Annotated in this window: 17 protein-coding genes; 10 read left to right on the top strand and 7 right to left on the bottom strand. The window is 71.3% G+C overall.

The window, feature by feature from the left end; all coding sequences use genetic code 11:
* The first annotated feature begins 58 nt into the window (after nucleotides 1–58).
* Nucleotides 59–1408, top strand: coding sequence for a serpin family protein (locus ACIGZJ_RS10870; RefSeq protein WP_396456894.1), 1350 nt, complete (start codon nucleotides 59–61; stop codon nucleotides 1406–1408).
* A gap of 21 nt (nucleotides 1409–1429) precedes the next feature.
* Here the strand turns inward: ACIGZJ_RS10870 and ACIGZJ_RS10865 are convergent, their stop codons facing one another.
* The 4 genes from ACIGZJ_RS10865 to ACIGZJ_RS10850 form a co-directional block, all read right to left on the bottom strand.
* Nucleotides 1430–2527, bottom strand: a complete 1098-nt coding sequence (locus ACIGZJ_RS10865; protein ID WP_396456893.1) for an ADP-ribosylglycohydrolase family protein — start codon at nucleotides 2525–2527, stop codon at nucleotides 1430–1432.
* A 77-nt stretch (nucleotides 2528–2604) separates the two neighbouring features.
* Entirely contained in the window at nucleotides 2605–3924 is a 1320-nt protein-coding gene (locus ACIGZJ_RS10860; RefSeq protein WP_396456892.1) for a DUF2786 domain-containing protein, read from the bottom strand.
* 127 nt (nucleotides 3925–4051) lie between these two features.
* Nucleotides 4052–5674: a transporter gene (locus tag ACIGZJ_RS10855; RefSeq protein ID WP_396456891.1), complete on the bottom strand. Its 1623-nt coding sequence runs from the start codon at nucleotides 5672–5674 to the stop codon at nucleotides 4052–4054.
* Complete coding sequence (locus tag ACIGZJ_RS10850) at nucleotides 5671–6477, bottom strand: ABC transporter ATP-binding protein (RefSeq protein WP_392941170.1); 807 nt, start codon at nucleotides 6475–6477, stop codon at nucleotides 5671–5673. The genes ACIGZJ_RS10855 and ACIGZJ_RS10850 overlap by 4 nt, the downstream gene beginning before the upstream one ends.
* 226 nt (nucleotides 6478–6703) lie before the next feature.
* Here ACIGZJ_RS10850 and ACIGZJ_RS10845 point away from each other — a divergent pair, with 226 nt between their 5' ends.
* The 9 genes from ACIGZJ_RS10845 (at nucleotide 6704) to ACIGZJ_RS10805 (ending at nucleotide 17225) form a co-directional block, all read left to right on the top strand.
* A complete protein-coding gene (locus tag ACIGZJ_RS10845; protein ID WP_396456890.1) occupies nucleotides 6704–7303 on the top strand; it encodes a DUF1707 and DUF4190 domain-containing protein in 600 nt (199 codons plus the stop codon).
* A 177-nt stretch (nucleotides 7304–7480) separates the two neighbouring features.
* Nucleotides 7481–9166 (top strand): hypothetical protein, encoded by a 1686-nt coding sequence (locus tag ACIGZJ_RS10840; RefSeq protein ID WP_396456889.1) that lies wholly within the window; start codon nucleotides 7481–7483, stop codon nucleotides 9164–9166.
* A gap of 79 nt (nucleotides 9167–9245) precedes the next feature.
* Nucleotides 9246–10829, top strand: coding sequence for a DUF2142 domain-containing protein (locus tag ACIGZJ_RS10835; RefSeq protein ID WP_396456888.1), 1584 nt, complete (start codon nucleotides 9246–9248; stop codon nucleotides 10827–10829).
* Between the two features lie 390 nt (nucleotides 10830–11219).
* Nucleotides 11220–11591, top strand: coding sequence for a 30S ribosomal protein S12 (gene rpsL, locus ACIGZJ_RS10830; protein ID WP_014144289.1), 372 nt, complete (start codon nucleotides 11220–11222; stop codon nucleotides 11589–11591).
* Nucleotides 11592–11593: 2 nt separating this feature from the next.
* Nucleotides 11594–12064, top strand: a complete 471-nt coding sequence (gene rpsG / locus ACIGZJ_RS10825; RefSeq protein WP_148644378.1) for a 30S ribosomal protein S7 — start codon at nucleotides 11594–11596, stop codon at nucleotides 12062–12064.
* 39 nt (nucleotides 12065–12103) lie between these two features.
* Entirely contained in the window at nucleotides 12104–14209 is a 2106-nt protein-coding gene (fusA, locus tag ACIGZJ_RS10820; protein WP_396456887.1) for an elongation factor G, read from the top strand.
* 222 nt (nucleotides 14210–14431) lie between these two features.
* On the top strand, nucleotides 14432–15625 hold the full coding sequence (gene tuf / locus ACIGZJ_RS10815; RefSeq protein WP_396312037.1) for an elongation factor Tu: 1194 nt from the start codon (nucleotides 14432–14434) through the stop codon (nucleotides 15623–15625).
* A 209-nt stretch (nucleotides 15626–15834) separates the two neighbouring features.
* The gene (locus tag ACIGZJ_RS10810) at nucleotides 15835–16794 is read left to right on the top strand and encodes a glycosyltransferase family 2 protein (protein WP_396456886.1); all 960 of its coding nucleotides are present in this window, start codon (nucleotides 15835–15837) and stop codon (nucleotides 16792–16794) included.
* Nucleotides 16791–17225: a GtrA family protein gene (locus ACIGZJ_RS10805; RefSeq protein WP_396456885.1), complete on the top strand. Its 435-nt coding sequence runs from the start codon at nucleotides 16791–16793 to the stop codon at nucleotides 17223–17225. Before ACIGZJ_RS10810 ends, ACIGZJ_RS10805 begins: the two co-directional genes overlap by 4 nt.
* Nucleotides 17226–17337: 112 nt before the next feature.
* Here the strand turns inward: ACIGZJ_RS10805 and ACIGZJ_RS10800 are convergent, their stop codons facing one another.
* The 3 genes from ACIGZJ_RS10800 to rfbA all read right to left on the bottom strand — a co-directional run bounded on the left by ACIGZJ_RS10800 (nucleotide 17338) and on the right by rfbA (nucleotide 20189).
* Entirely contained in the window at nucleotides 17338–18579 is a 1242-nt protein-coding gene (locus ACIGZJ_RS10800) for an acyltransferase family protein (RefSeq protein ID WP_396456884.1), read from the bottom strand.
* A gap of 138 nt (nucleotides 18580–18717) precedes the next feature.
* On the bottom strand, nucleotides 18718–19317 hold the full coding sequence (gene rfbC, locus ACIGZJ_RS10795; RefSeq protein ID WP_396456883.1) for a dTDP-4-dehydrorhamnose 3,5-epimerase: 600 nt from the start codon (nucleotides 19315–19317) through the stop codon (nucleotides 18718–18720).
* Nucleotides 19314–20189, bottom strand: a complete 876-nt coding sequence (gene rfbA / locus ACIGZJ_RS10790; RefSeq protein ID WP_387949094.1) for a glucose-1-phosphate thymidylyltransferase RfbA — start codon at nucleotides 20187–20189, stop codon at nucleotides 19314–19316. Before rfbA ends, rfbC begins: the two co-directional genes overlap by 4 nt.
* Nucleotides 20190–20234: the final 45 nt, after the last annotated feature.

Genomic DNA, 20234 nt, shown 5'->3' with positions numbered 1-20234 from the left:
CCGGTCCGACGCCCCGGGACCGGCGGAACCTCCTGGGGGGCTGCCGCGTCGAACCGCCATGAACAGCCGAACCCGCCGAATCCGCCGGGCCAGCCGCGGCCGCCGTCCCTCGGTCCCGTTCCTCGCCGCCGCGCTCGCCGCACTGCTGCTCACCGCCACCGCCACCGCCTGCGGCGGCGGAGCCGACCGGCCGCCCGTGGTCCTGCGGGCCCCCGCGCCCGCCACCCCGGCCCCCGTCGACCCCGCCCAGGCCGCCGCGACCGCCGATGCCACCAACGCCTTCGGCCTGGACCTGCTGCACACCCTCACCGCGGCGCCCGACCAGGCCGGCCGCAACCTCGTGCTCTCCCCGTCCGGCCTGGCCACCGTGCTCGCGATGGTCCTCCCCGGGGCCCGCGGCGCCACCGCCGCGGAACTCGCCAAGGCCCTGCACACCGACCTCACCCCGCAGCAGTACGCCCTCGCCACCGGCGCCCTCGACCGCGGCACCCCGCCCACCGGCGGCCCGACCCTGCGCCGGTCCGACGACCTCTGGGTCCAGCAGGGGTTCCCGCTCGACCAGCAGTACCTGGGGACCCTCGCCGCCGCCTTCGACACCGGCGTACACACCACCGACTTCCGCAAGGACGCCGAGGGCTCCCGGCGGACCGTCAACGCCACGGTGGAGAAGGAGACCGAGGGCCGGATCAAGGACCTCTTCGGCGAGAAGGCGATCGACCCCAACACCCGTCTGGTGCTCACCGACGCGCTCTACCTGAAGGCCGACTGGGCCTCCCCGTTCCGCCACGGGAGCACCACCGACCAGCCCTTCCACCGCCTCGACGGCTCCGCCCCGACGGTCGCCACGATGAGCCGGACCGGCGTGCTCCGCTACGCCGAGGGCTCCGGCGGCATCCTCGGCGAGCCCTGGCAGGCCGTCGAACTGCCCTACGCGGGCGGGACCCTGGCGATGGACCTGGTGGTGCCCGCGCAGGGCGGCTTCGAGGCCTTCCGCAAGGGCCTGGACCAGGCGCAGCTCGCCCTGGTCCTCGGCTCGCTGGCCGACCGCCCGGTCGACCTGGCCCTCCCGCGCTTCCACTTCGACACCGCCGAGGACCTGGTGCCCGCCCTGCGCGCGCTCGGTGTCGCGGCCGCCTTCGACGCGGCCGACTTCGGCGGCATCCCCGGACCGGGGGCGCAGGAGTCGCTGGCGATCGGCGCGGTGGCGCAGAAGGCCACCGTCCAGGTGGACGAGCAGGGCACGGTGGCCGCGGCGGGCAGCGGCGTCGGCATGACGGCGGCGGGCGCGCCCGCCCCGCAGCAGGCCGTCCAGCTGCACATCGACCGGCCGTTCCTGTTCCTGATCCGGGACACCGCCAACGGGTGCCCGCTCTTCCTCGGCCAGGTCACCGACCCGCAGGCGCGCTGAGTCCGGTACGAGGAGCGGCGGCTACCAGGCCGGGTAGCGCCCGCCGAGCGCCGGATGGGCGGGCTCACGGCTGCCGAACAGCACCAGCAGGTCGTCCGCGACCCGAATCAGCGTCTCCCCGCCCTCCACCGCCTCGGTCCAGTCCGCCGGCAGGGCCGAGGCACCGTACGCGGCGCCGACCAGGTTGCCGCAGACCGCACCCGTGGAGTCGCTGTCCCCGGAGTGGTTCACCGACAGCAGCAGCGCCTCCCTCGCCGGATCCGGCCCGGAGGCGGCCAACAGGCAGTACACCGCGATGGCCAGGCACTCCTCGGCGATCCAACCGAGCCCGACCCGCTCCACCGCCTCCGCCGACGGCTCGCTCGCCTCGGCCACCCGCACCGCCCGGTGCAGCGCCTGGACGGTCTCCTTGCCGCCCGGCCACTCGCCGACCTGGTCCACGGTCTGCCCGACCGCCGTCCACGCCTCCATGCCGTCCGCCAGCCGCTCCACCAGCGAGGCGAACGCGCCCGCCGCCAGGTAGCCGGTCGGGTGCCCGTGGGTCAGCTGCGCGCACTGCGCCGCCAGCCCGAAGGACTGCTCGACGCCCAGCCGGCCCAGCCCGAACGGCGCCGAGCGCATCACCGTGCCGCACCCCTTGGAGTGCGCGTTGATCGGACCGGGCTGCCCGAACGCGGCCGGCGCCTCGAACTCCTTGTGGTACGACACCCCGCTCAGACAGGCGTTGCCCGGCGCCCGCCGTGCGTACAGGAACGGGTGCCGCAGCAGCCAGCCGTCGTACGGGCGGGGGAGCGGCCGACGGCTCGGCGCGCCCTGCTGCTGGGTGAGCAGCCAGCGCTGGTAGGCGCCGTGCACGGCCTCCGGCACCGAGCCGCCGTCGCCGGACCAGCCCCGGACGAAGCCGCGGATCAGCCCCTCGGCGGTGAACAGGGTCATCTGGGTGTCGTCGGTGACCTCGGCGATCCGGCCGCCGGTCGGCAGCCCGGCCACCCCGGCCGGGCCGTGCTGCTCCCGGATCTGGTGCAGCTGCTGGAACTCCACCGGCCAGCCCAGGGCGTCTCCGATCCCGCCGCCGAGCAGTGCCCCGCGTACCCGGTCCGCGTACCCAGGCTCCGTCACCGTTGCTCCCCCTTGTTCGTCGCTGTCCGTTCTATCAGGCCCGCCCCGCCGCGCCCGGGGGCCCGGCGTCCACACTCCTAGGAACGGATCTCCCCGGCCCGGCCGTGCAGGGCGGCCCGGTCGGCGGCCGCGCGGCCGGCCGCCCAGCCCTCGCCGTCGCTCACCCGGACCCGCTGCGAGACCAGCTTCGGGAACATCCGCCCGACCTCCTGGTCCACCGCCTCGGCGCGCGCCAGCAGGACCGGCAGCAGCCGCTCGTCGGGCGTCAGCTGCTCCTCGGTGCCGTCCTCGCGCAGGTGCCGGCCGGCCGCCGCGTCGCTGGTGGCCTGCTCGGTGGCGGCGGTGAGCCGCTCGCGGATCCGCGCCGCGTACGCCACCAGGAAGGACTGCCGGAACGCCTTGGTGCGGGAGGCGCCGTCCAGGTGCTGGCGCGAGCCCGCCTTGTGCATCGCCGCCGTCGCCTGCACCAGCAGCGAGGTGTACAGCAGCTCGACGCCGTCCAGGTCCCCGTCGAAGCCGACGATGGTGCAGAAGCCGAACTCCTTCGCCCACACCACCCGGCAGCGGTTGGCCGCCGCCACCGCGTCCAGCAGCATCGTCTTCGGGCTCTCGTAGGGGTTGTCCACCCCGATCCGCAGCGCCGCCGGGGCGTTGCGGTCCGGCACGCCGACGGCCAGCAGGGCCTCGTCGATGCTGTGCTGGGCCATCAGCTGCTGGGCCTTGGCGGTCAGCGCCTCGGCCTCCTCCGGGTACTCGGTGGACTCGGCCTTCGCCAGCAGCGCCCGGATCCGCGACAGCATCCGCGGCTCGCCCGGCACCGGGCCGCTCTGCGGTCGGTTCACCCGGGCGCCGCCGGAGGGCGCCCCCGCCCCCGGAGCCGGGCCGACCGGCGAGATCGGGGGCAGCCGGCCCCAGGTCCGCAGCAGCTCCAGCGCGGCGGTCGCCAGCGCGAAGCGGTCCAGCCGGTGCCGGTGGGCGAAGGCGGCGAGGTAGGCCTCGTCGCCCTGCCACCACACCTCGACCTCCAGCTCGCGCAGCTGCTCCAGCCAGCGGCGGTCCGGCGCGGCCGCCGGGTGGCGCCGGCCCTCGGCGGCGATCAGGTCCACCGCGAGCGCCAGGTGGACGGGCTTCAGCTCCCGCCGCACCACCCGGACCAGGTCCGCCGGGCGCCACCCGGCCGACCAGCACCGCCCCACCGCGGTGTCCGCGTGGCCGAGCAGCGCCCGGCTCACGGCCGGCCACTGCGCGACCGAGGCGGCCAGCAGCGAGGCCCCGGTGTCCAGCGCGAGGTCGAGCCGCTCCTCGGGCGCGACCAGCACCGCCGCCACCGCCTGCTCCAGTAGCGGCCCGGCGCCCCCGTCCGCCCGGTCGCCGCCCTGCTGCCTGCGCTTGCCCACGGTGTGTCCCGTTCCTCGTCGCGTCCGCCCGATGGATCGGAACGGTCTCCCGCCCATGATGCCGGAGCGCCCGGCCCCGCCGACGGGACGTGCCCGGCCTGCGGGGGCCGGGCGCTCCGGCGGGGCCTCAGCGCTGGACGGCCTTGGCGAGGATCTCCGGCGTCCGCTCCAGCAGCCGGCCGGCGGCCAGTCGGATGCCCAGGGCGGCGATCAGCGCGCCGTACGGCGGGCCGACCAGCAGGACCGGCCAGCCTGGCCCGTCCGTCGCCAGCGCCCACAGCAGGAGGCCTCCGACGGGCAGGCCGAGCAGCACGGCGCCGACCATCGAACCCATGCTGTTGAGGATCACCAGTCCGCTCTGGCCGGGCGCGGCGTTGCGCATCGGATTGCTGTCGGAGGGCATGGTGTACGGCGCCAGCACGCTGAGCACCGCGCCGACCGCGAGGCCGCAGCCGAGCAGCGCCAGCGCCAGGCCGATCGCGGGCGCCAGCCCCGCCCAGTCACCGGTGACCGCGGCCAGCACCACCGCCAGCACCACCGTCACCGGCACGGCGTACGACAGCACCGCGTACGCCCGCCCGCGCAGCTCGTCCCGGGCGTCGGCCGGGGTGAGCAGGGTGGCCGCGACCATCCAGAACGCCGAGCCGTCCATCCCGAACAGGTTGAGCATCTGCAGGCCGAGGAACATCCCGGTCATCGCCACCAGGTACACGCTCGCCCAGCCCTGGACCACCGACAGCACGCAGACCACCAGGGTCATCCCGATACTGGTGAACACGGCGGCCTTGGCCCGCGGCTCGCGCCAGGCGTACCGCAGGTGGCGCTGCATCACCGCGCCCACCCGCCCCTCGGGCAGGAAGCCCCAGCCGCGCGAGGCCTGCACGCCGCGCGCCACCTCCAGGGTGGAGGCGTCCGCGGTGACCATCAGCTGCTGGAGGCTGCCCAGCCACCAGCGCAGCAGCAGCGCCAGCAGCGCGGCCGCCGAGGCCAGCTGGAGCACGGCGAGGCCGTAGTCCCCCTCGCCCGCGGTACGGGAGGCGTCCACGGCGCTGACCGGCGGCACCCAGCGCAGCACCGACGCGATCGGCGCCAGCGGGCTGAGGTCCAGGCCGTCCTCGCCGGCCTTGCCGAAGACGCTCTGCGAGCCGATGTTGGCGATCTGGATCAGCAGGGCGAACAGCAGCCCGCCGAAGATCGCGAAGTCCTTGCCGCGCCGGCTGGACAGCAGCCGGGCGTTGCCCGCCGCGACCGAGCGCGACAGGGCCACCAGGGAGACCACCGCGAGCGGCACGCCGACCACCGCGGCCACCGCAGACCCGGCGCCGTCCGCACCCGCCAGCGCCGCACCGGTGGCCAGCACCAGCGTCACCAGCGGGCCCGGGCCGATCAGCGCGGCCAGCAGCGAGCCGCGCAGCAGCGGGCCGGGCCGCAGCGGCAGCATGGTGAGCCGGGTCGGGTCGGAGCTCTCGTCACTGGAGAAGAGGAAGAGCGGCAGCGCGGCCCAGCCGATGGTCAGGACGCCGACCAGCATCACGCCCGCGTCGCCGGCGCCGTCGATCCGGCCCAGGAAGGCGAAGGCCACCGCGACCAAACCGGCGAACAGCAGGCCCAGCACGCTGCCGACGACGTAGACCGCCGTCCGCCCGGGGCTGCGCCGCAGTCCGTTGCGCAGCAGCCGGAGCTTGAGCGCGACCAGGGTGCGCACGACGACCCGGCCGTCGGGGACGGCCGGATGGAGCGGAGCGCTCACCGCTCGCCCCCGAGCCAGCCGAGGGCCTGGCCGTCGTCCTCGCGCACGCCGACCAGCTCCAGGAAGGCGGCGTGCAGGGTGCGTCCGCCGCGCACGGTGTCCAGCGGGCCCTGGGCGATCACCCGGCCGGCGTTGACCACCGCCACCCAGTCGCAGAGCTGCTCGACCAGCTCCATGACGTGGCTGGAGAAGACCACCGTGGAGCCGGCCGCCGCGTAGCGCTTGAGCACCCCGCGGATGGTCTGGGCGGAGACCGGGTCGACGCCCTCGAAGGGCTCGTCCAGGAACAGCACGTCGGGGTTGTGCAGCAGCGCCGCGGCCAGGCCGATCTTCTTGCGCATGCCGGTCGAGTAGTCGGCGACCAGCTTGTCGGCGTCGCCCAGCAGGTCCAGGACGGCCAGCAGCTCCTCGGCACGGCGGTCCACCTCGGCCCCCGGCAGGCCGCGCAGCCGGCCGTTGTACTGGAGCAGCTCCCGCCCGCTGAGCCGCTCGAACATCCGCAGGCCCTCCGGCAGGATGCCGATCCTGGCCTTGACCGCGACCGGGTCGGCCCAGACGTCGGCGCCGTGCACCAGCACGGTGCCCTGGTCGGGCCGGAGCAGCCCGGTGACCATGGACAGCGTGGTGGTCTTGCCCGCGCCGTTCGGGCCGACCAGTCCGATGAACGCGCCGGCGGGCAGCTCCAGGCTCAGCCCGGCGACGGCGGCCTGGCTGCCGAAGTGCTTCCACAGCCCCTGGATGCTGACGGCGGCCGGGGCGCTGGGCACGGGGACGGGGGACGGCGGCGGCGCTGACGCCTGCATTGGCGGCCTACTCTGCTCGGTGGTAGGAGGACGGACCAGCTCAGCCTGCCACTGCCCGACCGCACTGTCTCCTCCGGGGATGATCTTCGTCGGCGGGGCCGGCCGGGCGGGCGCGGAACGTCAACCACTCGCACCGCAAAAGTGGCAACTACTCAGGACCCCCGTTCGTCCTGCACTATGAAGGCCAGTGAGCGCGCACGGCGTGCCGGGGTGTCGGAGGTGGCGGATGGCCGTTCAGCCGTGGGGCGAGCAGGGCCCCGGTTGGGGTGGCCGACCGCCACAGGTGCCGGCGGCCAAGCCGTACGGTCAGCCGTGGCAGCCGGCGCACACCCCGCAGACCGCGATGCGGGCCGCCCACGCCGACCGCGAGCGCACCATCGACGTGCTGAAGGCCGCGTACGCCGAGGGCCGGCTCTCCGCCGACGAGTACGCCCAGCGCTTCGACGTCGCGAGCGCCGCGCAGACCTACGGCGAACTGGCCATGCTGGTCGCGGACCTGCCGTCCGGTCCGATGGGTGCACCGATGGGTGCACCGATGGGTGCCCCGATGGGCAACCCCCTGCCGCTCGTCCCGCCGACCTTCCTGCCCCCGCCGCCGCGCCGCACCAACGCCGCCGCGACGGCCTCCCTGGTCCTCGGCGTGCTGACCATCCCCACCATGGGGATGACCGGTGTACCCGCTGTGATCTGCGGACACATCGCCAAGAACCAGCTGGCCACCCGGAACGAGGAGGGTGACGGCATGGCCGTCACCGGCCTGGTCCTCGGCTGGCTCTCGGTCGCGAGCTGGCTCCTGCTGCTCGCCGCGCTCGTGTTCGCCTCCTGACCATCCGGCCCTGCCACGGGCGGACGGGCGGATCTCGCGTGAACTCTTGTGCGGTCAGGCCTTAGGATTCCGGGAGCAGCTGCCCCGGACCCTCGCCGGGACCCCGCACGTCCTGTGGCGGGCCCGTGAACCGGTGGGCAGCCCGTCGGAGAACCCACCAGCTGAGGGACCAGTCCAGTGACAGTCAGTGCCGAGGACACCAGTACGCCCTCTTCGACGGGGGGCCGCTCCCGGACGGTGGCGACGACCCGGCGGCACGGCTCCGGCGGGTCCTTCTGGAGCTCCTCACCGATCCTGCTGGCCGGCGAGGCGGTGGTCGCCTTCCTGGCGGCCCTGGTCCTGCCGCTGATGGCCCGCGGCTTCGACCTCAACCCGCTCAACCGGATCGCCCAGGTGAGCGGTCTGGCCGCAATCCAGCTGCGGTTCGCGCTGATCGGCCTGTTCCTGCTCGCCGTGGTCGTCGTCGCGATGCGGCTGCGGGCCGGCCGCCACTTCAACCTGGCCGCCCGCTTCGCCAGCGCCGGACTGGCCGGCCTCGCCAGCGGCTTCGTCGCGGCGGGCGCGGTCGTCGCCCTGCTCGGCACCCCGTGGCCGATGTTCGGCCTCAACGGCGACAGCGGGCGGATAGTCGAATGGGCCCACGCGGTGGCCAACGGGCAGCCCTCCGGCTCCCCGGTCTACCCGCCGCTGCCGCTCTACACCCTGGGCTACTACGCCGAGTGGTTCCGCGGCGGCAACACCGCGTACGCCTTCAAGGACCTGCAGATCCTCGGCGCGGCGGCGTTCGGCCCGATGGTCTACCTGGCCTGGCGCACGCTGCTCAGCCCGGTGCGCGCGCTGGCCTTCGGCGTGCTGCCGGCCTTCGCGCTGATCGACGCCTACAAGCCGTACAGCCAGACCGTGCTGGTCCTGCTGGTGCCGGTGCTGGTCGCGATGGTGGTCGAGCTGCGCCGCAGCGGGACGGCCGGCTGGCCCCCGGTGCTGCTCAAGGCGACCGCCTTCGGGGCGGTGCTCGGCGTGCTCTTCCTGACCTACTCCGGCTGGTTCCTGTGGAGCGCGGCGGGCGTCCTGGTCGCGGTGCTGCTCTACTTCCCCTGGCGGACCGGCCGGCTCAAGGGGCTGGCCTTCCTCGGGGCGACCGGCGCGGCCTTCCTGGTCGTCGCGGGGAGCTACCTCGTCACCATGCTGACGGAGGGGCAGGACACCAAGGACTTCAACTTCCGGTTCGACAACTTCGTCGACCCGGCGTACTTCCTGATGTGGCGCACCGACATGCCGGGCAAGGTGGGCGAGTGGCCGCTGCCGGGCGAGTTCGGCGGCATGGGCCTGTTCGCCGTGGTGATGTTCGTCTGCCTGGGCGCCGCACTCTGGCTGGGCCTGCGCAAGCCCCTGGTGGTCACCATATGCTGCATGTTCGCCAGCGCCTGGGTGATGCGGATGTACATCGCCTCGCACATGTACGAGACCCAGACCGTCCAGCTCTACACCCGCACCAACAACCAGCTGCTCTACTGCGGCCTGATCCTGTGCGCCCTGGTCGCCCACCTGGTCTCGCTGCGGCTGGCGGAGCGCCGGGCCGGTACCGGCGAGCTCACCGCGGCCGGGTCGGCCACCGCGTCCGGTGAGGCCTTCCCGAACCTGCGGGCCGCGGTGGTCGGCACGCTGTTCGCGCTGCTGTTCCTGTTCGGCACGGTCTCCTCGTCGATGTCGGACCGCTACATGCCGGCCAAGGAGAACACCTACCGGATCCTGCCCTGGGTGTCGCACACGGTGCAGAAGCTGGACGGCAGCTGCCCCACCTTCGCCCCCGAGGGCAAGTGTTCCAAGGACGGCGACCAGACGTGGCTCACCCTGATCCAGTGACGGCGCGCCGGCGGCTCCGCCGGCGCGCATCCCGACCGACCTGAATCCCATCGAGGCCCAGCAACCGATGATGAACGTCATGAAGCGACTCGCCGACCGGCTCGCGACGACTCCCAGACGCCTCTGGACGGTGTCCTTCGCGCTGTTCCTGGCCCTGGGGGCGTCCTGGTCGGTGGCCACCCCGATCGGGGCGTCGCCGGACGAGCACGCGCACCTGATCCGCGCCGCCGCCGTCGCCCGCGGCCAGATCGAGGGCCGCGAGGTGATGGTCCCGCACATGGTCGCCGGGATCGAGGGCCACTTCGCGGAGACCGGGGTGACGCTGCCCAAGTTCTACCAGGACCTCAAGGACGTCAACGCCTGCTACGTCTTCCAGTCCGAGAAGTCGGCCGCCTGCGCGCCCGCGCTGAAGGACAGCGAGACCGAGGCACTGGTCACCACCGCGGCGGGCCGCTACAACCCGGCCTACTACCTGGCCGTCGGCTGGCCCAGCCTGGTGGTGTCCGGCGAGGGCGGGCTCTACCTGATGCGCCTGATGTCGGCCGTGATCTGCGCCGCACTGCTGGCGAGCGCGGTGGTCTCGGCCGCCGAGTGGCGCCGCCGCTCGCTGCCGATGCTCGGCGTGCTGGCCTCGGCCACCCCGATGGCGCTGTTCATGGCCGGCATGGTCAACCCCAGCGGTCCGGAGATCGCGGCCGGCATCCTGGCCTGGAGCGCCGGGCTGCCGATACTCATGTCGCCGGAGCCGAAGCTGCTGACCCGCCGGCTGGCCCGGCTGGGCATCGGCGCGATCGTGCTGATCAGCATCCGTCCGCTGGGCCTGATCTGGTTCGCCGGCGCGGTGGTGTTCGCCCTGCTGCTGCAGGAGCGCGGAGCCCTGCGCGAGGTGCTGCGCCGCCGCTCCGCCTGGCTCTGGGCCACCGCCGTCGTGGCCGCCTCGGTCGCCGCGCTGGTCTGGTCCTCGGCGCACCCGGACAACTCCGTCATCCGGACCCCGGACACCCTCACCGCGCTGACCGCGGCCCGCAAGACCTTCGACAACACCTTCACCTACATCCAGCAGATGGTCGGCTTCTTCGGCTGGCTGGACACCGCGCCGCCGGCCGCGACGATCCTGCTCTGGGCCGGGATCGTGGTGATGCTGGGCCTGCTCGCGCTCTGCTTCGCCCGCGCCCGCGAGGTGCTGGCCATCGTCGGCTCGCTGATCGGCATCGTGATGATCCCGGTGGTGGCCCAGGCCATGCAGGCGAGCACGCTGGGCATGATCTGGCAGGGCCGCTACCTGCTGCCCTTCGCGGTGGGCCTGCCCATCATGGCCACGGTGATCTGCGCCCGGCAGTCGTGGCGGCCGGGGATGCCCTGGCGCCGGCTGCTGGTGCTGTCCTCGTTCACGCTCTCGGTCGCCAACGCGGCGGCCTTCGTCTGGGCGCTGCGCCGCAACACCGTCGGCACGACCGGGCCGTTCCTGATGCGCCCGGCGCTGTGGGCGCCGCCCGGCGGCTGGCCGCTCTGGGTGGTCGTCTACACGGTGGCGGCCCTGGTCCTGGCCCTGCTGGTGGTGGTGACCGACCGGGAGGATCCGGCCGCCGCGTCCACCGGGAAGCGCGCCCGCGAGGCGGGTGGCCGGCACCGTCCGCTCGCGGCCATACCGGCGGACGCGTAGGGTCGGGACAGCGGGCACCCGGGATGTGTGGTATGCGGAGCGGGCGCCGGGGAGATCCCCGGCCCGCTCCGGTCGCGCTTCCGTCACAACCGCCACGACCTGCGGCGTTACATTTGTTTTGACCGAGCCCGATGCGCTAGGTACGCTCTGACCTTGTGCCTGGGGTGTCCCCGGGTCCTTGTGCGTGCATGCACACCGGTCGCCGCGCCAAGCCGGAGCGCCTTTTCGGCGCGCCGCGCGTGAGCGCCGTCGCTGTACAGCAGCCCATGGGATTCCGTACCGGAATAAGCCCAACACACCCGACCGCGTGGGTCGACCACGGGGCCGTGTGCGATGGGAACACCGCAGGTTAGTTTCACCAAGCCTTGGCACACAGAAAACGGAGAAACGGTGCCTACGATCCAGCAGCTGGTCCGAAAGGGCCGGCAGGACAAGGTCGAGAAGAACAAGACTCCCGCGCTGAAGGGTTCCCCGCAGCGCCGTGGGGTCTGCACGCGTGTGTACACGACCACCCCGAAGAAGCCGAACTCGGCGCTTCGTAAGGTCGCCCGTGTGCGCCTCACCAGCGGGATCGAGGTCACCGCTTACATCCCGGGCGAGGGCCACAACCTGCAGGAGCACTCCATCGTGCTGGTGCGCGGTGGTCGTGTGAAGGACCTTCCTGGTGTCCGCTACAAGATCATCCGCGGTTCGCTTGACACCCAGGGTGTCAAGAACCGCAAGCAGGCTCGCAGCCGCTACGGCGCCAAGAAGGAGAAGTAAGAATGCCTCGTAAGGGCCCCGCCCCGAAGCGCCCGGTCATCATCGACCCGGTTTACGGCTCCCCGGTCGTCACCCAGCTGGTCAACAAGATCCTGCTGCACGGCAAGCGCTCCACCGCCGAGCGGATCGTCTACGGCGCCCTCGAGGGCGTCCGTGAGAAGACCGGCTCGGACCCGGTCGTGGCGCTGAAGCGCGCGCTGGAGAACGTCAAGCCGGCCCTCGAGGTCAAGTCCCGCCGTGTCGGTGGCGCGACCTACCAGGTCCCGGTCGAGGTCCGTCCGGGCCGCGCCAGCACCCTGGCGCTGCGCTGGATGGTCGGTTACTCCCGCGCCCGTCGCGAGAAGACCATGACCGAGCGCCTGATGAACGAGATCCTCGACGCCAGCAACGGTCTGGGCGCTTCCGTGAAGCGTCGCGAGGACACTCACAAGATGGCCGAGTCGAACAAGGCCTTCGCGCACTACCGCTGGTAGTCCTAACCCCGTCACTAGACAGAGAGAGAACGAGCCACCATGGCTGCAACCTCCCTTGACCTTGCCAGGGTCCGCAACATCGGGATCATGGCGCACATCGACGCGGGCAAGACCACCACCACCGAGCGGATCCTGTTCTACACCGGTGTCTCGTACAAGATCGGTGAGGTCCACGATGGCGCTGCCACCATGGACTGGATGGAGCAGGAGCAGGAGCGCGGCATCACGATCACGTCGGCCGCGACGACCTGTCACTGGACGCTCGACGGCGTTGACAACACCATCAACATCATCGACACCCCGGGCCACGTCGACTTCACCGTCGAGGTGGAGCGTTCGCTGCGCGTCCTCGACGGTGCCGTCACGGTGTTCGACGGTGTCGCCGGTGTCGAGCCCCAGTCCGAGACCGTGTGGCGGCAGGCTGACCGCTACGGCGTCCCGCGCATCTGCTTCATCAACAAGCTGGACCGCACGGGCGCGAACTTCTTCTTCTGCGTCGACACCATCGTGGACCGCCTCGGCGCGACCCCGCTGGTGATGCAGCTCCCGATCGGTGCCGAGGCGGACTTCCAGGGCGTTGTCGACCTGGTCCGCATGAAGGCGCTGGTCTGGACGGCCGAGGCCGCCAAGGGCGAGATGTACGACATCGTCGACATCCCGGCCGAGCTGGCCGACCAGGCCGCGGAGTACCGCGAGAAGCTGCTGGACACCGTGTCGAACGTCAGCGACGAGGTGATGGAGCTCGCCATGGAGGGCGAGGACGTCCCCCAGGAGCTGCTGATCTCCGCGATCCGCAAGGGCACGCTGAACTCGGACTTCACGCCGATCTTCTGCGGTACCGCCTTCAAGAACAAGGGCGTTCAGCCCCTGCTCGACGCGGTCGTGAACTACCTCCCGTCGCCGCTGGACATCGAGTCCATCGAGGGCACCAAGCCCGGCGACGACACGGTCAAGATCTCCCGCAAGGCGTCGGACGAGGAGCCGCTCGCGGCTCTGGCGTTCAAGATCATGTCCGACCCGCACCTCGGCAAGCTCACCTTCGTCCGGATCTACTCCGGGCGCCTTGAGGCCGGCACCGCCGTCCTCAACGCGGTGAAGGGCCGCAAGGAGCGCATCGGCAAGATCTACCGCATGCACGCGAACAAGCGTGAGGAGATCGACTCGGTGGGCGCCGGCGACATCGTCGCCGTCATGGGTCTCAAGCAGACCACCACCGGCGAGACCCTGAGCGACGAGAAGCACCCGGTCATCCTGGAGTCCATGGACTTCCCGGCCCCGGTCATCCGCGTCGCGATCGAGCCGAAGTCGAAGGGTGACCAGGAGCGTCTGGGCACCGCGATCCAGCGGCTGGCCGAGGAGGACCCGTCCTTCCAGGTCAACACCGACGAAGAGACCGGCCAGACCATCATCGCGGGTATGGGCGAGCTGCACCTCGAGGTGCTGGTCGACCGTATGAAGCGTGAGTTCAAGGTCGAGGCCAACGTCGGCAAGCCGCAGGTCGCCTACCGCGAGACGATCCGCAAGGCCGTCGAGCGCATCGACTACACGCACAAGAAGCAGACCGGTGGCTCCGGCCAGTTCGCGAAGATCCAGATCGCGATCGAGCCGATCGAGTCCGGCGAGGGCTACGAGTTCGTGAACAAGGTCACCGGTGGCCGCGTTCCGAAGGAGTACATCCCCTCGGTCGACGCCGGTTGCCAGGAGGCCATGGAGTTCGGCGTGCTCGCCGGCTACGCCCTCCAGGGTGTCCGCGTGACGCTGCTCGACGGTGCCTCGCACGACGTCGACTCCTCCGAGCTGGCGTTCAAGATCGCCGGTTCGATGGCCTTCAAGGAGGGCGCTCGCAAGGCGTCCCCGGCTCTGCTCGAGCCGATGATGGCCGTCGAGGTCACCACGCCCGAGGACTACATGGGCGATGTGATCGGCGACATCAACGCTCGCCGTGGCCAGATCCGGTCCATGGACGAGCGTTACGGTGCCCGCGTCGTTTCGGCGCTGGTGCCGCTCTCCGAGATGTTCGGCTACGTCGGTGACCTGCGCAGCAAGACCTCTGGTCGCGCGAGCTACTCGATGCAGTTCGACTCGTACGCCGAGGTTCCGCGGAACGTGGCGGACGACATCATCGCCAAGGCCAAGGGCGAGTAACTCCGGCTCCTGCCGGTAGTCGTGTCAGCCCGACATTCGGGATGATTACGAACCCTTAGGCTTGTAGGAGGCGTTCCGGGAGAATCCGGCCGGATTCTCCCGGGGCCCTCCGGCCCCCCCACCCGCGGGACGGCATGGGGTGCTTCGGCTCCCCGTACCCAACCCGATCAAAGACCAACTGACGTCAGCACGGCGTACAGAACTGTCCTCAGGAGGACTGCAGTGGCGAAGGCGAAGTTCGAGCGGACGAAGCCCCACGTCAACATCGGCACCATCGGTCACATCGACCACGGTAAGACCACTCTTACCGCGGCGATCACCAAGGTGCTGCACGACGCGTACCCGGACATCAACCCCTTCACGCCGTTCGACCAGATCGACAAGGCGCCGGAGGAGCGGCAGCGCGGTATCACCATCTCGATCGCGCACGTCGAGTACCAGACCGAGGCGCGTCACTACGCCCACGTCGACTGCCCGGGTCACGCGGACTACATCAAGAACATGATCACCGGTGCGGCCCAGATGGACGGTGCGATCCTCGTCGTCGCCGCCACCGACGGCCCGATGCCGCAGACCAAGGAGCACGTGCTCCTGGCCCGCCAGGTCGGCGTCCCCTACATCGTCGTGGCCCTGAACAAGTCCGACATGGTGGACGACGAGGAGATCCTGGAGCTCGTCGAGCTCGAGGTCCGCGAGCTGCTCTCCGAGTACGAGTTCCCGGGCGACGACCTGCCGGTCGTGCGCGTCTCGGCGCTCAAGGCGCTCGAGGGCGACAAGGAGTGGGGCGAGAAGCTTCTCGGCCTCATGCACGCTGTCGACGAGGCCATCCCCACCCCGGCCCGCGCCACCGAGCTCCCGTTCCTGATGCCGATCGAGGACGTCTTCACGATCACCGGTCGTGGCACCGTCGTCACCGGTCGTATCGAGCGTGGCATCCTCAAGGTCAACGAGACTGTCGACATCATCGGCATCAAGGAGACCAAGACCACCACCACGGTCACCGGCATCGAGATGTTCCGCAAGCTGCTCGACGAGGGCCAGGCCGGTGAGAACGTCGGTCTGCTCCTCCGTGGCATCAAGCGCGAGGACGTCGAGCGCGGCCAGGTCATCATCAAGCCCGGTTCGGTCACCCCGCACACCGAGTTCGAGGCCCAGTCGTACATCCTGTCGAAGGACGAGGGTGGCCGTCACACCCCGTTCTTCAACAACTACCGCCCGCAGTTCTACTTCCGTACCACGGACGTGACCGGCGTCGTGACCCTCCCCGAGGGCACCGAGATGGTCATGCCGGGCGACAACACCGCCATGACGGTCGTGCTGATCCAGCCGATCGCCATGGAGGAGGGCCTGAAGTTCGCCATCCGTGAGGGTGGCCGCACCGTCGGCGCCGGCCAGGTCACCAAGATCCTGAAGTAATTCAGGTCTAGACCTGCCTGTACCGCACAGGCGAACCGAAGGGCCCCGCACACTCCGGTGTGCGGGGCCCTTCGGCATCGGCCCGGGGGGAGTCCGACCAGGTCGGACGGCTTCCAAGGCGCCGTTCACGGGCTCTCACGGGGGCCTCAGGAGCGGCTGCTATCGTCGGGCCACGATCCAGCCCCAGCAGTGGAAAGCGGGACCAGCCCATGTCTACAGCGCCCCGGTTGTCGGTCGTCATGCCGATCTACAACGAGCAGGAGGCGCTGCCGCTGACCGCCACGAGGCTGCGTCCGATCCTGGACGGGCTCGGCATCGACTACGAGGTCGTGGGGGTCGACGACGGCAGTACGGACGCCACGCCCGTCATCATGCAGAAGCTGCGGCAGGACTGGCCGCAACTGCGCACCGTGCGGCTCGCCCGCAACTCCGGGCACCAGGCGGCGCTGACCGCCGGCATCCACCGGGCGCTCGGCGACTACGTGGTCTCCATCGACGCCGACCTGCAGGACCCGCCGGAGAAGATCCCCGAGATGCTCGCGCTCGCCCGCGAGGAGAACCTCGACATCGTCTACGGGGTCCGCGGGGACCGCGGCACCGACACCTTCTTCAAGCGGCGCACCGCCGGCGCCTACTACTGGCTGATGCGCCGCCTGGTCGGCAAGAAGATGCCCAACCAGGCCGGGGACTTCCGCCTGCTCAGCCGGGCCGCCGTCGACGCGCTGAAGGCGATGCCCGAGCACCAGCCGGTGTACCGCCTGCTGGTCCCGTGGCTCGGCTTCCCCAGCGGCGAGGTCGTCTACATCCGCGAGGAGCGGGTCGCGGGCAGCACCAAGTACCCGCTGTCGAAGATGGTCAACCTGGCCCTGGACAGCATCACCAACTTCTCGGCCAGCCCGCTGCGGCTCGCCACCTGGCTCGGCCTGCTGAGCTTCGTGGTCTGCCTCGGACTGGCGGTCTACTCCACGGCCGCGTTCGCGTTCGGCTCCACGGTGCCCGGCTGGTCCTCGCTGTTCATCGCGATGCTCTTCATCGGCGCCGTCCAGCTGATCTGCGTCGGCCTGCTCGGCGAGTACATCGGACGGATCTACTCCGCGGTCCAGGCGCGACCGGCGTACTTCGTCGGCTACGACTCGGCCGAGGACGAATGGCAGGGAAAATCCCGATGACGTTCACCGGCGAACCGACCAGGCCGCCGAGGCAGCGCCGGGCGCTCCTGCGCCAACTGCCCTCGTTCCTGGTCATCGGGGTCCTGAGCACCCTCTTCTACCTGGGGCTGTTCGTCCTCGCGCGCTGGTTCACCGGCGCGCAGGCCGCCAACCTGATCGCCCTCGCGGTCAGCGCCGTCGCCAACACGGCCGCCAACCGCCGCTTCACCTTCGGGATCACCGGCAGCGAGGGCGCGCTGCGCCACCAACTCCAGGGCGCGGTGGCCTTTCTGATCGGGCTGGGCCTCAGCAGCGGGGCGCTCGCCCTGCTCGACGTGTTCGTGCCGGACGCCTCCCGGCCGGTCGAGCTGGCCGGTCTGATCGCGGCCAACGGCCTTGCCACGGTGGCCCGTTTCCTGCTGCTCAAGACCTGGGTCTTCCGCGGCCGCTGACGGCCCGTCGACCGGCGGCGACGCACAGGGGCCCGGCCGCAGTCGATGCGGCCGGGCCCCTGTGGAGCAGTCGGTATCGGACGATGCCAGGGCGATCGAGGCGGCGGGTCGGTCAGACCCTGAGGGGAGGCCGTTCCTGCTGGTGCGGGATGACGACCGGCTCGCTACCGCGGGCCGCGACGGCCTTCAGCCGGCGGACCGGCCACGGCGTCCAGTCCTTGAGCCGCATCATCGGGGACTCCACCACGTACCAGGAGAGCGCCGCCAGTACGACCGTGCCGGCCAGGGCGAGGGCCAGGTAGACGGCGTGGCCGTGCTTGGCGTAGCCGAGCATCGTCAGGGCCTGCTCGACGGTGAAGCCGTACACGTAGATGCCGTAGGAGAAGTCGCGCTTGCTGCCGACCCGGTGGAAGGCCCGCGGAAGCCGGACGGCGAGCCACAGCAGCAGGTAGGCGATGGCGGGGTAGCCGAGGACGAAGAAGCCGCCCCAGTGCAGACTGACCCCGGCCACGACGGCACACAGTGCGGCGAGCGAGTCGCTGACCGGCAACCGGTCGCGGTAGAGCCGGAAGGTGGCGCCGAGCAGGAAGGTGAATCCGAGATAGACCAGGAAGCCCTGAAGCTGGTCGCCCAGCAGGGGCAGCCGCACCCACAGCTTGGTGTCGACCGGGCCGCCGCCGGTCCAGAGCGGTGCGGTGATCCAGTCGCGGAGCATCAGGATCCACAGTGCGAGGGCCATCAGCGGGACCGTTCGGCGGGCGTTGCGCAGTGCGCCGCCTGCGGCGAGCAGGCCGATGACGATGTAGCACATGATCTCGTACGGCAGCGACCAGAGCACACCGTTGAGCCCGGTGTGGTGCAGCAGGCCCGCGTTCACAGCGCCACTGGTGAGGCCGGCGACGTCGTAGCCGTTCGACATCGAGAGGTTCCAGGCGCCCTCGAGGTAGTGGCGGGGCCCGCCCCCGGCGGTCCAGAAGGCGTCGGCGCTTCCGTACTGCCAGCGGTACAGCAGTGGAGCGATCACCAGGGCCGAGACGGCGAGCGAGACCCAGAACCCGGGCAGGATGCGCAGCGCCCGGTGCCATGCGTAGCGGCCGATGGTGGTCCGCAGCCCGCTTCCGGTGATCATGAAGCCGGATATCACGAAGAAGCCGACCACGGCTATCTTTCCGAGGTCGCTCTGGTTTCGGCTGAGGTGGGCCAGCGGCTCCAGGGTGCCCCACCCCAGCGGGTACATGTGGGAGACGACTACCGCGACGGCGAGGATGGTCCGCAGTAGGCCGAAGCTGTTGGCCCGGCCGGAGAAGACATCGGCGAGGGTGCCGCGATAGCCGGGCCAGCGTGAGATCTTCATGGGAGTCCCCCCAGGACGGAGCGGGTTCGAGCCCGCGAGGAGCGCTGCTCGGTGCACGACGGTGCGCAGCTGGACGGACGACCGCCCGGGGCCTCCCCCAGCGAGGGCGGCTCCGGGCGGTCGTCGGTGACCTGAAGGTCAGATGGTGCGCAAGGACTCGGTGAAGGCCTTGACGGCCTGGTAGTCCGGGAGCAGGCCGCTCGCCAGGGCGTCGGCCAGCGACGGGGCCTCGGCGTCCTTGGCGGAGAGCTGCGGCGCGTCGGCCGGCCACTCGATGCCGAGGTCCGGGTCGAGCGGGTGCACGCCGTGCTCGCCGGTCGGGTTGAAGGTCTCCGAGCAGAGGTAGGACAGCGTGGCGTCGTCGCTCAGCGCGCAGAAGCCGTGGCCCAGGCCCTCGGAGATGTAGACGGCCTTGCGCTCGGTCTCGTCGAGGCGCACGCCCTCCCAGCGGCCGAAGGTCGGCGAGCCGACCCGCAGGTCCACGATGACGTCCAGCACCGCGCCGCGCACGCAGGTCACGTACTTGGCCTGGCCGGGCGGGACGTCGGCGAAGTGGATGCCGCGCACGACGCCCTTGCTGGAGACCGACAGGTTCGCCTGGGCGAGCCGCAGCGGGTGGCCGACGACCTCCGCGAGCTTGTCGTAGCGGAACCATTCGGTGAACAGACCGCGCGGGTCGCCGTGCAGCTGCGGGGTGATCTCCCAGGCGCCCTCGATGGACAGCTCGTTGAACTTCACCGGGAGCCCTCCTCGTCCAGCAGCGCCACCAGGTACTGGCCGTAGCCGCTCTTGAGCAGCGGCTCGGCGAGCTCGCGCAGCTGTGCGTCGTCGATCAGGCCGGCCCGCCAGACCGCCTCCTCGATGCAGCCGATCTTGAAGCCCTGGCGCTCCTCGATGACCCGGACGAACTCCGAGGCCTGCACCATCGAGACGAACGTGCCGGTGTCCAGCCAGGCGGTGCCCCGGTCGAGGATCGTCACGTGCAGGTCGCCGGCCTGGAGGTAGGCCTCGTTGACCGCGGTGATCTCCAACTCGCCGCGGGCGCTGGGCTTCAGGCCGCGGGCGATCTCGACCACGCGGTTGTCGTAGAAGTACAGGCCGGGGACGGCGTAACGGGACTTGGGCTCGGTCGGCTTCTCCTCGATGGAGATGACCTGGCCGTCCTCGTCGAACTCGACCACGCCGTAGGCGGTCGGGTCGGCCACCGGGTAGGCGAAGACCCGGCCGCCCTTGGCACCGGTGTGCTCGGAGAGCCGGGTGCCGAGGCCGCTGCCGTGGAAGATGTTGTCGCCGAGGATGAGCGCGACCGGCTCGTCGCCGATGAAGTCGGCGCCCAGCACGAAGGCCTGGGCGATGCCCTCGGGGCGCTCCTGGACGGCGTACTCCAGGCGGAGGCCGAACTGGGAGCCGTCGCCCAGGAGGCGCTCGAACTGCTCCCTGTCGTTCGGGGTGGTGATGATCAGGATCTCGCTGATCCCCGCCATCACCAGGGTCGAAAGGGGGTAGTAGATCATCGGCTTGTCGAAGACCGGGAGGAGCTGCTTCGACACCGCCCGGGTCAGCGGCCAGAGCCGCGAGCCGGTGCCGCCGGCCAGAAGGATTCCACGCATGCGTGCACCTTATTCGAGTCCGGGCGGGCGGGTGAGGCCCGGGTC

Source organism: Kitasatospora sp. NPDC052868, assembly GCF_044547105.1.
In the GTDB taxonomy this organism is placed as follows: domain Bacteria; phylum Actinomycetota; class Actinomycetes; order Streptomycetales; family Streptomycetaceae; genus Kitasatospora.
The sequence above is the reverse complement of the archived record's forward strand: the minus strand, read 5'-3'. Positions and strand labels throughout refer to the sequence as shown.

What these genes read in the sequence shown, in the direction of transcription:
- ACIGZJ_RS10810 (WP_396456886.1), top strand. Translation starts at nt 15,835, where the DNA reads ATGTCTACAGCGCCCCGGTTGTCGGTCGTCATGCCGATCTACAACGAG.
- ACIGZJ_RS10800 (WP_396456884.1), bottom strand. Translation starts at nt 18,579, where the DNA reads ATGAAGATCTCACGCTGGCCCGGCTATCGCGGCACCCTCGCCGATGTC.
- fusA (WP_396456887.1), top strand. Translation starts at nt 12,104, where the DNA reads ATGGCTGCAACCTCCCTTGACCTTGCCAGGGTCCGCAACATCGGGATC.
- rpsG (WP_148644378.1), top strand. Translation starts at nt 11,594, where the DNA reads ATGCCTCGTAAGGGCCCCGCCCCGAAGCGCCCGGTCATCATCGACCCG.
- rfbA (WP_387949094.1), bottom strand. Translation starts at nt 20,189, where the DNA reads ATGCGTGGAATCCTTCTGGCCGGCGGCACCGGCTCGCGGCTCTGGCCG.
- ACIGZJ_RS10845 (WP_396456890.1), top strand. Translation starts at nt 6,704, where the DNA reads ATGGCCGTTCAGCCGTGGGGCGAGCAGGGCCCCGGTTGGGGTGGCCGA.
- ACIGZJ_RS10835 (WP_396456888.1), top strand. Translation starts at nt 9,246, where the DNA reads ATGAAGCGACTCGCCGACCGGCTCGCGACGACTCCCAGACGCCTCTGG.
- ACIGZJ_RS10850 (WP_392941170.1), bottom strand. Translation starts at nt 6,477, where the DNA reads ATGCAGGCGTCAGCGCCGCCGCCGTCCCCCGTCCCCGTGCCCAGCGCC.
- ACIGZJ_RS10870 (WP_396456894.1), top strand. Translation starts at nt 59, where the DNA reads ATGAACAGCCGAACCCGCCGAATCCGCCGGGCCAGCCGCGGCCGCCGT.
- ACIGZJ_RS10805 (WP_396456885.1), top strand. Translation starts at nt 16,791, where the DNA reads ATGACGTTCACCGGCGAACCGACCAGGCCGCCGAGGCAGCGCCGGGCG.